This is a genomic window from Vibrio sp. 10N.247.311.49 (assembly GCF_041467655.1).
GTDB classification, from domain to species: domain Bacteria; phylum Pseudomonadota; class Gammaproteobacteria; order Enterobacterales; family Vibrionaceae; genus Vibrio; species Vibrio crassostreae_C.
Genome location: NZ_JBFSVA010000012.1, coordinates 1 through 12,392, shown reverse-complemented (window position 1 = coordinate 12,392; position 12,392 = coordinate 1). Strand labels below are relative to the sequence as shown.

The 12,392-nt window shown below is 44.6% G+C and carries 13 protein-coding genes; 6 read left to right on the top strand and 7 right to left on the bottom strand.

Annotated features, from left to right (window positions below; genetic code table 11):
• Nucleotides 1-22 precede the first annotated feature (22 nt).
• The 5 genes from AB6E54_RS13155 (at nucleotide 23) to AB6E54_RS13135 (ending at nucleotide 4,603) form a co-directional block, all read left to right on the top strand.
• A complete protein-coding gene (locus AB6E54_RS13155; protein ID WP_029224268.1) occupies nucleotides 23-769 on the top strand; it encodes an amino acid ABC transporter ATP-binding protein in 747 nt (248 codons plus the stop codon).
• The gene (locus AB6E54_RS13150) at nucleotides 769-1,566 is read left to right on the top strand and encodes an amino acid ABC transporter permease (protein ID WP_017062664.1); all 798 of its coding nucleotides are present in this window, start codon (nucleotides 769-771) and stop codon (nucleotides 1,564-1,566) included. Before AB6E54_RS13155 ends, AB6E54_RS13150 begins: the two co-directional genes overlap by 1 nt.
• 12 nt (nucleotides 1,567-1,578) lie before the next feature.
• Nucleotides 1,579-2,388, top strand: coding sequence for a transporter substrate-binding domain-containing protein (locus tag AB6E54_RS13145; protein ID WP_372106088.1), 810 nt, complete (start codon nucleotides 1,579-1,581; stop codon nucleotides 2,386-2,388).
• Nucleotides 2,389-2,516: 128 nt separating this feature from the next.
• Nucleotides 2,517-3,440: an amino acid ABC transporter permease gene (locus tag AB6E54_RS13140; protein ID WP_136978171.1), complete on the top strand. Its 924-nt coding sequence runs from the start codon at nucleotides 2,517-2,519 to the stop codon at nucleotides 3,438-3,440.
• A gap of 218 nt (nucleotides 3,441-3,658) precedes the next feature.
• A complete protein-coding gene (locus tag AB6E54_RS13135; protein WP_229647857.1) occupies nucleotides 3,659-4,603 on the top strand; it encodes an ADP-ribosylglycohydrolase family protein in 945 nt (314 codons plus the stop codon).
• Between the two features lie 60 nt (nucleotides 4,604-4,663).
• Here AB6E54_RS13135 and AB6E54_RS13130 read toward each other — a convergent pair whose 3' ends face one another.
• Nucleotides 4,664-5,554 (bottom strand): LysR family transcriptional regulator, encoded by an 891-nt coding sequence (locus AB6E54_RS13130; RefSeq protein ID WP_372106086.1) that lies wholly within the window; start codon nucleotides 5,552-5,554, stop codon nucleotides 4,664-4,666.
• A gap of 102 nt (nucleotides 5,555-5,656) precedes the next feature.
• Between AB6E54_RS13130 and AB6E54_RS13125 the strand changes: the two genes are divergently transcribed.
• The gene (locus tag AB6E54_RS13125) at nucleotides 5,657-6,268 is read left to right on the top strand and encodes a LysE family translocator (protein WP_372106084.1); all 612 of its coding nucleotides are present in this window, start codon (nucleotides 5,657-5,659) and stop codon (nucleotides 6,266-6,268) included.
• A 68-nt stretch (nucleotides 6,269-6,336) separates the two neighbouring features.
• On the opposite strand, the gene AB6E54_RS13120 is transcribed toward AB6E54_RS13125, so the two are convergent.
• The 6 genes from AB6E54_RS13120 to AB6E54_RS13095 form a co-directional block, all read right to left on the bottom strand.
• Entirely contained in the window at nucleotides 6,337-7,524 is a 1,188-nt protein-coding gene (locus AB6E54_RS13120; RefSeq protein WP_372106082.1) for a DUF1501 domain-containing protein, read from the bottom strand.
• Between the two features lie 8 nt (nucleotides 7,525-7,532).
• The gene (locus AB6E54_RS13115) at nucleotides 7,533-8,894 is read right to left on the bottom strand and encodes a DUF1800 family protein (protein ID WP_372106080.1); all 1,362 of its coding nucleotides are present in this window, start codon (nucleotides 8,892-8,894) and stop codon (nucleotides 7,533-7,535) included.
• Nucleotides 8,895-9,034: 140 nt separating this feature from the next.
• The gene (locus AB6E54_RS13110) at nucleotides 9,035-9,466 is read right to left on the bottom strand and encodes a GNAT family N-acetyltransferase (RefSeq protein WP_017081499.1); all 432 of its coding nucleotides are present in this window, start codon (nucleotides 9,464-9,466) and stop codon (nucleotides 9,035-9,037) included.
• Between the two features lie 93 nt (nucleotides 9,467-9,559).
• Nucleotides 9,560-10,054: a GNAT family N-acetyltransferase gene (locus AB6E54_RS13105; RefSeq protein WP_372106078.1), complete on the bottom strand. Its 495-nt coding sequence runs from the start codon at nucleotides 10,052-10,054 to the stop codon at nucleotides 9,560-9,562.
• Between the two features lie 72 nt (nucleotides 10,055-10,126).
• A complete protein-coding gene (locus tag AB6E54_RS13100; RefSeq protein ID WP_004731484.1) occupies nucleotides 10,127-10,465 on the bottom strand; it encodes a zinc ribbon domain-containing protein YjdM in 339 nt (112 codons plus the stop codon).
• Between the two features lie 180 nt (nucleotides 10,466-10,645).
• On the bottom strand, nucleotides 10,646-11,809 hold the full coding sequence (locus AB6E54_RS13095; protein WP_017058966.1) for a threonine/serine exporter family protein: 1,164 nt from the start codon (nucleotides 11,807-11,809) through the stop codon (nucleotides 10,646-10,648).
• Between the last annotated feature and the right edge of the window lie 583 nt (nucleotides 11,810-12,392).

The following is a 12,392-nucleotide window of genomic DNA, read 5'->3' as shown; positions in this document are numbered from 1 at the left end:
TAAACCTGTCTCTTTACTAGGTATGAACAACGATTTGAACAATCTCAAGGAAATGGTTAAGTTTAAGTCACTTAACAAGTGGTATGGTGATTTTCATGCCCTAAAGGGTATCGATTTAAATATTGAACAAGGAGAGATAGTGGTGATTTGCGGGCCGTCTGGTTCGGGTAAATCAACCTTGATCCGTTGCATCAATCAGCTAGAACCTTTCGAAAGTGGCGAACTTTCCGTGCTAGAACAAGTGCTCCCGAGTAAGTTCAACACACCGGGCCAAGTCGGAATGGTGTTTCAGCACTTTCATTTATTCCCCCATCTTACCGTGCTTGAGAACCTTACTCTTTCTCCAATTCGTACGCTTAAAAAAAGCAAACAAGAAGCCGAAAAGATAGCAATGCACTATCTCGAGCGTGTGCACATTGCAGAACAAGCCAACAAATACCCAGTGCAACTTTCTGGCGGCCAGCAACAACGTGTGGCTATCGCCCGTTCTCTGTGTATGAAGCCGGAATTACTCTTGTTCGATGAACCCACTTCAGCGCTTGATCCGGAGATGATCAACGAAGTACTCGATGTGATGGTTGAACTGGCGAGCGAAGGCATCACCATGGTGTGTGTCACCCACGAAATGGGCTTTGCAAAACAAGTGGCCGACCGCGTTATCTTCATGGATGAAGGACAAATTGTGGAATCGAATACCCCACAAGCGCTCTTTGAAAACCCTCAACATGAACGTACTCAAGCGTTCCTAAATCAGATCCTGACTTATTGATGTTGATTCGAATTATTAAACCAGCCCTTTCCGCTCTAATACAAATTGTTGTACTAGTGGCCGCTGTTGTCTGGATTCTCGATTCTGGCGCACAAACCATGGGATACAGCTGGCAATGGGAGCGCGTGCCGGACTATATTGCTTTCTATGAAGATGGCGAATGGTGGCCTGCAGAGTTAGTTGAAGGGCTACTGGTTACCATCAATATCTCTCTGATTTCTTTGGTCGCGACACTGATCATCGGCTTAACGACGGCGCTATTGAGAAACTCAAACTCTGTGGTTGGACGCACCTTGGCCACCAGCTATGTTGAGTTGATTCGTAACACGCCGTTATTAGTACAAATTTATTTGCTCTATTTTGTGTTTGGCCCCGTGTTAGGGCTGGATCGTTTTAGCACTGCCGTTTTGGCCTTGGCACTTTTCCAAGGTGCTTACACCGCCGAAATCTTCCGTGCTGGTTTAAATGGTATTGCGAGAGGACAATTTGAAGCAGCTCAATCTTTGGGTTTATCAAAGACCTATACTTACTGGGATGTGATTCTTCCTCAGGTGGTGCAACGCACCTTGCCACCTTTGACTAATGAAGTGATCTCTCTTATCAAAAACTCTTCGATTGTGAGTGTCATGGCTATCTTTGACCTAACAACCGAAGCCAGAAACATAGTTTCTGAAACCGCGATGCCATTTGAGATTTGGTTCTCTGTGGCGATCATTTACCTTGCACTTACACTTTCACTTTCTGCCGTTGCAGCTTGGCTTGAGCATAAGCTCGGAGCTAACTGGCGAACACAATAAGGATTTATCAGCATGAAGCTATTTAAAACCGCAATTACAGCCCTACTTGCGCTTGCCGTCAGTTTGCCTGCACTTGCTTCTGAAACGCCTAACCTAGACAAAATAAACGAACGTGGCTCTCTACGCGTTGGTATGTCGACATTTGTTCCTTGGGCGATGCGTAACAAACAAGGCGATCTTGTTGGCTTTGAAATCGATGTAGCAAAACGTCTTGCTGAAGATTCTGGCTGGAAAGTTGAATTCGTACCGACGGCATGGGATGGCATTATTCCTTCTCTACTTTCGAACAAGTTTGATGTAATCATTGGCGGTATGTCTATCACTGAAGCTCGCGCTAAAAGCGTATTGTTCACTGAACCTTACTCGCACTCTGGCGTTCAACTGGCAGCGAATAAAGAGCTAGCAAAAGGTTTTACACAAATCTCTGATTTTGATTCTCGCCGTGTAAAAATTGCAGCGCGTCGTGGTGCATTCACAGTGCAAGTAGCTCGTGAAACCTTCCCTAAAGCGAAAGTTCTACAGTTCGATGACGATGCTCAAGCATTCCAAGAAGTATTAAACGGCAACGCACACGCGGTTATCGCGTCTAGCCCGAAACCAGAACACGAAACGATTAAAAACGCAGACACGCTATTTATTCCATTCGAAGAACGCCTATCAAAAGGTAATGAAGCATTTGCAGTTCGCCTAGGTGAAACTGACAAGACAGAATTCTTCAACGAGTGGATCAAAGCACGTACTGAAGACGGTTGGTTGAAAGAGCGTTACGAGTACTGGTTCTCTACTCTAGATTGGCAAGACCAGATTGCTCAAGGTCAGTAATCAGAACTTTTGCTAGTGAATCGAGGCAGTGCATTGTTTGCGCTGCCTTGTTAAAAACAACGAGATAGCTATGACCTCATAGCCACCTCTCACAACACATCAATTATTATCGTTTAAACAGGAATGACGTGAGTAGTACTAGCGCATTAACAACACCTAAGCCCAACGTTCATATGAAGCCTTGGTATCAACGCCTTAACCTTTTAGATGGCGTGTTACTAGCTGTCATTTGTGTGTTTGCAGGCTGGCTTTATTATCGTTCCGCTGTTGGTATTAACTACCAGTGGCGCTGGGAAGATGCGTTTACCCTGATTTTCATTCCGCCTTCTCAAGGCAATATTCCTTACTTTTTCCAAGGCTTGATCGCGACACTGCGCTTGAGTGTTTGGAGTATGGTGTTAGCACTCTCTTTTGGTACATTACTTGGCGTTGCAAGGCACTCTAAAATCACTTTCTTTCGTACGCCTGCACTGATTTTTATCCAACTGGTTCGAAATATTCCACCACTGGTTTTTGTCTTCATATTCTATTTCTTCGTTTCTAACCAACTGATTCCATTACTTGGTTTGGAAAGTATCTTACGTGAACACAACGGCGAGATTAACGCTGTTCAAGCCTTTCTGTTTGGTCCTGCTAACCTTTGGGAAAACTTGGCGTCTGGTGTTATCTGTATTGGTTTGCTCTCTTCGGCTTACATCGCAGAAGTGATTCGAGCTGGCTTAGAAAGTATTCCTAAAGGGCAATGGGAAGCGGCCGATTCACTCGGCTTATCGGCGTTGTCTAAGTATCGATTTGTGGTTGGCCCGCAAGTATTAACGGCCATCACACCGCCTTTAGCAGGTCAGGCAATTTCTCTAGTAAAAGATACCTCGATTGTATCCCTGATTTCGATTCAAGAGATGACATTTGTTGGCACTGAAATGGCGAACTCTTCCGGTTTGATCTTCGAGATCTGGCTGATTGTTGGTGCGGTTTACTTCGCGTTATGTTTCACCCTTTCACGTATTTTCAAAGTCATTGAACAACGCTCGAGTGTTTACCTTAACCGCTAGTGTCATTGTTTATTTAGACGTGTATTCAAGCGTCTGTTAGATGTCAACATAGCCACCTAAGTCATAATATTCATCCACTTACCCTGATTGGTTTAACTCATTGACCAATCAGGATTAATTGCTTGAAAACTCTCTACTGAAACACAGCAAACCCATCATTTAGTCACTATACTTGAAGTATCAAATTCCATTGGATCTTCTCAAGGACTTCACTCAGCATGGACAATCATAAAGAAAGAGCTTTTTACGCCGTTGTCGGCGCATTAGTTGGAGACGCTGCTTCAATGGGGCTGCACTGGCTATATGACCAAGAGAGGATCTTACACGTAGCAGGTTTTGAGCCAGAATTTCGCTCACCGAATCAGTTCGATTATCAAGACAAGGGCTACTTTGCTCACCAAGGTAAAACCGCAGGTGAACAATCACAGTATGGTGCTCAGCTATTGGCGATGGTCGACAGTTTAGTCGACAACCAACAGTACGATGAAGCGAGCTACATCAAGCACTTCCGATTCTGGTTTGATTTTGGTGGTAGTTGGCGAGGCTATATTGATAAAGCGACTCGTATGAGCTTGTTGAACATCCATCAATTAGAATTGGCAAATGCCCCGATTACTGCCTGTGGCGCGGATGATACACAGCTCCCCGCAGTCTCAAAGATCATTCCATTAGTGGCGTGTACTTACACCTCTCACACCTTACCTGCAATGGTAGAGAGTGCGGTACGAGTCACTAATAATAATGATAAAGCGGTAGAGTGGGCACAAGCCATCACCCTACTGATTCAAGCCGCGATACAAGGCAATTCACCATTACAATCAGTAGAGATGGTACGACAAACCTGCAGCAAGTTTATACACGATCAAATCGATGAAGCCCTCTCAGCGCCTGAGCTTTCAATAACAGATGCCGCGAAAAAGTTCGGGTTGCATTGCGAATTGAGTGCCGCGTTCCCGCTGCTGATTCGCATCATTGCTGGCGCTCAGAGCTTTAAACAAGGTATCCGCGACAACATTTTATGTGGGGGCGATAGCTGCGGGCGTGCGATCGTGATTGGCGCGGTATTAGCGGCTTGCTTCTATGAAGAAGCCGGAGCGATTCCAACAGAATGGTTAAACCAAGTCGAACTCAATGGCGGCGTGCTGTCTTTACCTATTGAGTGATTTCCACAATAACGAACTAGAGTCTGACATAAGACAAGTAAACTTCTAGGTCGAAGACTGTCATTCCTTTAAGGTTGGAACACACTGCGATAACTCATTTTTCAGCCAAACCACAAACGGGCTTTCTGGCTCATCGCGCTTGTTATCTTGTGTGAGCAATATGTACTGATGACCGGAAGGCACAAAGCCGAACGGTGCGATTAAGTTGCCTCTATTCAAATCATCAACCACCAATGGATAAGAACCAAGAGCCGCTCCTAGCCCATCAACAGCCGCTTGAAAGCAGAAATAGAAGTGTGCAAAGGTCTGGTTTGATATAGTTTGTGACACCAATCGGCGATCAAATTCACTATCTTTGGTGATGGATGCCCAGTGGCTCCAAGCGTTTGGTCGCGTGCTGCTGTGCAGTAATTTTACATCGGCTAGCTTGTCTTTGACCTGTTGCCAGTAATCAGGCGAGAACACAGGGCCAACCCACTCTTCAACTAACGGTATCTGTTTGTAATGCTCGGTTACGTTGAAGTCGTCTCGGCGAATGGCCATATCTAATCCAGTTGCGCCTAATGTCACAGGCCCACCTGCGGTAGACAATCGAACATCAATTCCGGATTCGTTATAGAAATCACCGAGTCGAGGCATTAACCAGCGCATGGTCAATGTGGGTTCGCATGAAACCTCCAACGCTTGATGATTCAGCTGATTAAGCTTATGGACTCCAGTTTCCAAGGCTTGGAACGCTTGCTCTGTGTAACCTTTGAGTAATTCCCCCTCTTTGGTGAGACACACATTCCTGCCCTGTTTATAGAACAAGGCGTGAGATAAGTGATTTTCCAATACCTTGATCTGCTTACTCACCGCGCCATGTGTGATATTGAGTTTATCCGCCGCTTCACTGTAACTACTCGAATGCGCTGCTACGTGGAAAATATGAAATGCTTTCAAATGTCTCATGTGTGATTTTTTCTCACAGATAGGTGGCATTCATTTCGATTATAGGCAGCAATAAAAAACCATACAATGCTGGCTCATCAAATATAAAGAGTTGGAGTCATTATGGAGTGGTTAATCCTAGCAGTATTGGGACTATTGATTGTTATCAGCCCAGGCGCTGATTTCGTTTTAGTTTTGAAAAACAGTGTCAACCAAGGAAGACAAGCAGGGATTTGGACTGCAATCGGTGTGAGTTTAGCGATTTGTGCTCACATCAGTTATTCAATGCTTGGGATCAGTTATTTAATCTCACAGAATGAGCAGCTGTTTGACATGATTAGATACGCAGGTGCAACCTACCTTATTTATCTAGGGCTAAAAGGTATCTTGAGTGCGGACAACAAGCTTGCACCGATGGAAGATGCAAAGCAAAGCACCAGTGTTTGGAGCTATTTAGCCCAAGGCTTCTTATGTAACGTGCTCAACCCAAAAACCATGTTGTTCTTTTTGAGCATCTTCAGCCAAGTCATCTCACCTGATGCAGAAAACCAGCATGTCGCGCTCGGCTATGGGCTTTACATGATCGTTCTTCACGGTTTATGGTTTGGCGTTGTCGCTATGCTGTTTACTTCGAATACATTGCAAAAGCATCTATTGAGAGCAAAGAAAAGGCTTAATCAAGCATGTGGATTTGGCTTAGTGACGTTCGGAGCACTGTTGGCGATTAAATCGTAAACAAGCGAGTCACAAATAGAAAGCGATTCAAACGACTGAATCGCATCTAACAGGGTCTTGGTAAAACTCTAAACAAGATTCATCGGTCTAATATCGGCACTATCAGGGAAGATAGTGTTGAGTTGTTTCACTTCTACCGATAAATGTTGGTTGAGCACGCCCTTGATAACCGAACGCATATCAATCGTTGGATTAAGGTCTCGGCCTTCATATCGTTGGCTTTGGCTCAAGCCCGGCCAATTAGCAATAACCTTACCACCCGATCCTTTCAACGATGGCAGCGCACCACCCGCAACAAACATGACGTTGCCGGTGCCATGGTCGGTGCCTTTAGTGCCGTTTTCTTTTACTGTTCGACCAAATTCACTGGCCGCGATGATCACTGTCTTCTGCCAACGATCACCTAGTGACGCCTTGAGAGCCGCTAACCCAACATCCAAAGTTTTAAGTTGATTACTCAACCTACCATTTACGTTGCCTTGATTGGCGTGAGTGTCCCACCCACCAAGTTCTAACGCTGCGATGTTTGGTCCGTTATCAGCCGACAATATGTCGCCTGTTTTACCCATCAATGATTTAAACTGTTTGCCGACACCTTGGTCGCCTACCAATTGATCTATCTTCATGACGCTTTCAAAGTTTGAAGACAGCATTTGGTCACTTTGAAACAACTGTTCCAGCAGTTCCGTTTGTTTATCTCGTGTTTTTAAGCGGTTTGGGTACCAACTTGCCACGGTCGATTCGCCCTGCATGATGAGTGGTAAGCCCGAATCAATTGCGATTCCATCGTATTTTTCTGAGCTCAACGTGAGTAAACGGTTAATCCACCCTACGGTGTTAAACGGGTCGGAAGTGCCATTCTCCAATATCTTCTGTCCATCAAAATGTGAACGCTCGCGATAAGCGGTTGAACAAGCGTGTACAAAGCTGAGTTCGTTACTTTTATACCATTGATGGCACTGCTTTAGAGACGGATGGAGCCCAAAGAAATCATCCAACTTGAGTAGCTGTTCTGGTTTCAATCCGATGTTGGGTCTCAAATTAGAGTAATCAGGATCGGCATGCGGCACTACAACATTTAAACCATCCATCGCGCCACGCAGTGATACCCAAATGAAGATATTGTCTGAACCTGTTTTGGCAAAGCTTGGAAATGGCAGCATCGCATTGACGCCAACAGCCGCCGCAATACCCATGAACTGGCGGCGGTTAATACTATGTGGCGCTTTATTCTGAGAACAATCTGGCTTTTTCATACCCACTCCTAACGATATTGAAACTGAGGGCTTAGCCACAACAGGGAAAGTTGCATTGCAGCGCTGTCGGCTTTGTTCAATACAATTTGGGTGTGTTCATCAATAGCATCGCCATATAAACCCGCGATCACTTTATCCACTACCGCTTTCGGCTTAACTCCTGACGCTTTAGCCGATTTTATTGCAGCAGACGCAAGCCTATTCGCAACTTGCATACGTTGAGTCAACGCCGAAGGGCTATTGTAGTCTCTGTCTTGATCCGACCACCCTGCAGGTGAACCCGGTTTAAAAGGAGGCTGCCCTAAATTGTTGAGTGCATTGAATGCCTGTTTCTCGTTTAAAGAAATATCGGCACTACGAAGGACGGCAAACAGCCACTCCTTCGGTGGTCTAAAACGATTGGGGTTAGGTTTACTCGCCTCAGCGCTGTTCAATAACAAGCGATAAATAGGCAGTAAATCTCCCTCGCCTTTCAGATATTCAGCAACCATTTGCTCTGAGAGTTCTTTAGGTATGTCGCCAATGAAGTGCTGACAAAGCTTATCAACTAAATGCTTAGCAGTGTCTTTGTGGGTCGCTAAGGTTTGTAAACACGACTCTCCTTGCGAGACGCCGGATTGAGAATAGGACTTGCCAAGCAGTGTGATACTTCCGGGTTCATGCAGATTATTAGCGAATCGAAAACCAGCATCAGGAGATTTGAATTTAATGCCCCAGCCTGAAATGCCTTTTGCTAAAGCAATAACATCTTGCTGAGTATAAGAACCGTCAACGCCAAGAGTGTGGAGTTCTAAGATCTCACGAGCGAGGTTCTCATTGAGCCCCTTATTACGGCGCTTTCCGACTTTTGAATTGGGACCAATCGAGAGTTGATTATCGAGATACAGAAGCATCGCAGGATGTTTAGAAGAAGCCATCAGCATCTCGCCAAAGTTACCATTCCAATGCTGGCGAACCACATCGTTTTCAATGCTGGCGGCCAAGGGCATCAGTTTTCGATTATCGACCGAGATGGCGAAGTGATTGCTCCAAAACTGAATGATGCGCTCTTGAAAACCATAAGGAGTTTCAACACTTTGTAGGTGGCGAGCTTGAGCTTGTTGTCGATACTGCGTTCGAAGAAAAGACTGCGCTTCTTTCTTCGTGGCTTGCATCTGTTGTTCGTCACCCTTGGCCTTCATTCGTTGTACACGATTCTCTCCTACTTTAATCAGAGTAGATTCAGTACTCGGTAAGTCTTGTATAGCTTGGTGAACGAATGGCTTTTTATCCAACTGTTCTACAGGAGAATAATAGGTTGTTTGACCTAGTTTTGGCCCAAAGCCAAACCTTTGTTCACCCACGATTTTTGAAGTCGGGTAATAATTCATTGCACACTCCCTTACGCTCGATCTTTTCTAAGTGTAATCGCTTAGTCATCAAGCATAGGGAGCTTTACAAGGTTTTACGTTAGATAAGTGTCAGGTGCCTATCAAGTTACCGACACGGTGTGATCATTTTGAATGAGTGTCTATTCACGCCACATATAGACAAACTGATCGTTTTGCGAGGTGATTTCGAAGCCAAACCTTAAATACAACTCCCCAACTCGATTACCTTGTAAATAACACAACTCCACAGGCTTATTGAGTTTGGCTGCTTGAGCTAAGCAATCCGTTAAAACTTGGCTGCCAATACCTTTGCCATGATATTCAGGCAGTAGAAAGAATCGGCAAAAATAGAAGTGCTCGCCTTTGTCTTGCAACAACACACTACCAATCGCTTTACCTTGATATTCAATGATTTCAGGGCGTTCTTCTGCCCACTCTTCGGCGTGTATATCTCGTTGAATTTGTTCATCCCAGCCAAATACGGCCTTGATTGGTTCAAACTCAGCGGCCTTCTTAAGCTCGAACAGAAATTCATAATCTGATGACTGAGCAGGTCTTGTTGAATACTTCAAAATACCTCCAACAATAATTGGCTATGGCTTCATTTTCGTTTAAACCGGGACATAGTAACCCCGATCAAACCAAAAGATGCCACGCTTAAATGTTCATTTTGGTTCTAGTTGGTAACGTAAGACTTCGTGTTTATCTTGCTCTGAATAAAAGGTACTCAGGAATTGTCCACCGCACTTCTCAATGACCTTTTGCGAAGCTATATTGCCCCTCTCACACGTAATAATAGCGCTTTCGGACAATACGTACCGTTGAACCCAAGACAACATATGACTTGCGATACCCCGCCCTCTCGCTTGTGGCAAAGTCTCGTAGCCGATATGTCCGATGACATCGTGAATGTACGGACTGGTGCCATGACGAACTCTTATCACTCCAAGAATACGTCCAGACTCGAAACAAAAATAAGTAGAAGCAGGCGTCCACCCTTCTGGCAAACCCTCGCCTTTTGAATAAGCAATTCGTCTTTCTAAATAGGCATCACTGCCATCGGAAATCCCCGTGTAAATATCTACCCCATCCTCAGCGCAAGCGTTCACATAGTAATGAAAGGCCGTTGAATGTGAAATAGCAGCTTTAACCATGTCCATATGATGTTGATTCTCCAACGGCTTCTACGCTATTTAGTTCAGGAGCGACTCGCAATTTTGACCTATTATCGACTACTGCTTCTTAACGTACTTCGCCGTAACCAGCATTTCACCGCCACCATCCAGCTTGCAATCTAGTTGGTGATCTTTGCCTTCATTGATGCGTCGAATCACAGCTTTAGTACCAATTTTCAATACGCTAGAACTGCCTTTAATTTTTAGATCTTTAATGAAGGTAACTTTATCGCCACTTTCCAATACAACGCCATTCACGTCCTTAACACGCGCGGCTTCTCTTTCTAAACGCTCTTCTTCTGGGTTCCATTCGTAGGCGCACTCAGGGCAGATTAGGTTGTTTTGGTCTGGGTAAACATATTCAGATTGGCATTGCGGGCAAGGAGGTAGAGACATACGTTAATACTTAATTTAAATAGAATTTGTTCCATTTTAATGGCTCTTGTCAGGCTTAGCGAGCATAAATCTAACAAGTTTTACGGAGAGCTCATTGTCTTTAAAAAAAGAGCAGCACCTAAAACGAACAAACACAGCCGCTAAGCTGTGTTTGTTTAAAGGTTTGAAAAGCGGAACGGCTTAACGTTCGACTTTTGGTGAGTAAATCGAGTAAGCGGTAATTTGCCCTGCCACGATTGCCGAGAACATGAATAACGCCGATAAACCAATACTCGGGATAGGCAAAATCGATTGTTCAAACACCGACTGGCTGGCACTCACTAATACTCGGCTACCCGGAACCAAGATGATGATCCCTTGCACGATATAAATAGAACCCGTGAGCTCCATCTTCTTGGCAATCCAAGTTCCGTACAAAGTAATAAGAACCGTCGTCACCCAAGTGCCGACAACCCAACCACTATCAAAACCTAGATAGAATGGGCCCCACATACCGAGAACGGCAACTGGCAAACCAAGTAAGATGTCTTTAGGGCGAGCATTGAACATCACACCGATAGACACAGAGATCAGCACCAAGCCAGATATGTGCATCCACATCGGTACCGCGTTGGTATAGTCGATGGAGACCGCTTGTCCCCATATCGCTTCACCGATGTTGAGCCCCATGATAATCCCGACAAACAGCTTAATCAGGGTTAAGGCGCTCTGCCCTAGCAAGCTGGTACCAGAAACCAAGTCATTAAACGCCAAACATTCTAATGCGTTAGCTATGGATAACCCGGGGACAAACAAGACAATCGAGGCGATACACAACGCCCACACCGGAATCGGCAACCCTGTGCTCGCCAGAAACGCCACGAAGATACCGGTTAGCAGTGCCGAGATGAACTCAACCGCGATAGCACGACGTGAATGAAGAACTTGCTGACATACCCACACCATCAAACCCAATAACGCAGAAAAGCCCACCGCTTCCAACGTACTGCCCACCAGCATCAAATAAGCAGGCGGAATACCCATATTGGCAAGTGCAGTCACGAATTTAGAGTAACCGACAGGCTCTGGTACAGGCTCACTACTCGGTTGGTTAATACGAATGATCGTATTGGCCAACAAACTCAGATTAATCGACGCAGGCTTTAGACGCTTTAGAATCACAGCGTTGTTATCGTCTGGAAACTGATAATTAATCGCGGTTGGCGTTGCTTGGATCATCACATCCACACCATGCTTTTTAGCATAATATTGTGTATATTTTTCAAGCTTATACGGAGCGCAACCACTGCGGTGAAGAGTATCACCAATTTCAACAATTTTGTTAATTCGGAACTGAGAAGGCATGGGTATTTTAGGGGAGACAAAATGTGCGGCAAATGTACCAAACGACAGACGGAATGACGAGGCTTTTGCGTGAATTATCAACTGAACTCGTTACTTTTTTCTGCAAAGGCTTAGAAGTCTCTATAACTCTACTCATTTTGGATTAGTTTACTGAATGTTTTGACCGACTAATAAGTTAAATTTATGCATTCAGATTGTTATTAATGGACGCCAAAACACGATTAAAAATCAGTTTATGTTAACACTCCAAATTCCTTAATTTGTATGGGTTTTATGACAAGCTAACACCAACAAACTGGTTTATAAATCAAACCGAATTTGTCACAGAAATAGCGGGGGATTTTCCATTGTTTCTCGCCCTCCGTTTAACGAGAGTTCAGTCACATTTTATTCACTCTTAAAACGCCGAACATGATTGAAAAACTAGCGGAGTGGTGGTTATGCGAGCACTTAGAATAAAAATGAAAGAAAAAGGTTTCGTTTTCAGTTAGATGTGGCATTATCACTCTCGTTAAGACGATGTGCGTACATCGTATAATGGCTATTACCTCAGCCTTCCAAGCTGATGATGCGGGTTCGATTC